Below are 700 nucleotides of genomic sequence, written 5' to 3' on the forward strand. Positions count from 1 at the left end.
TGCTGGGGTTGTAGGACTGCGATATTTGAGCTATAATGAATTAGAACGCTTTGGAAAGAGCGACCAGAGAGGGTGATAGTCCCGTATAAGTAAAGCATAGTAAGATAGCAGTATCCTGAGTAGTGCGGGGCACGTGAAACCCTGTGTGAATCTGTGGGGACCATCCCATAAGGCTAAATACTCCTGAGAGACCGATAGTGAACTAGTACCGTGAGGGAAAGGTGAAAAGAACCCTGAATAAGGGAGTGAAATAGAACCTGAAACCATACGCTTACAAGCGGTCGGAGCAGACTAGATCTGTGACGGCGTGCCTTTTGCATAATGAGCCTACGAGTTACCGTTGCTAGCAAGGTTAAGGACTTCAGGTCCGGATCCGTAGCGAAAGCGAGTCTGAATAGGGCGCTTTAGTTAGTAGTGGTAGACGCGAAACCGTGTGATCTACCCATGGGCAGGGTGAAGCTGTGGTAACACACAGTGGAGGCCCGAACCGGTTGACGTTGAAAAGTCTTCGGATGACCTGTGGGTAGGGGTGAAAGGCCAATCAAACTCGGAAATAGCTCGTACTCCCCGAAATGCATTTAGGTGCAGCGTTGCAATATAGTTTTATAGAGGTAGAGCTACTGATTGGATGCGGGGGCTTCACCGCCTACCAATTCCTGACAAACTCCGAATGCTATAAAATGTTTTGCAGCAGTGAGGG

General features: G+C 48.7%; 1 rRNA gene. It reads left to right on the forward strand.

Annotation, left to right across the window (positions count from 1 at the left end):
• Positions 1 to 700, forward strand: a 23S ribosomal RNA gene (locus tag ACFQ13_RS07225); the annotation flags it as partial.

This window comes from Winogradskyella rapida (assembly GCF_042675845.1).
Classification (GTDB): Bacteria; Bacteroidota; Bacteroidia; order Flavobacteriales; family Flavobacteriaceae; genus Winogradskyella; species Winogradskyella rapida.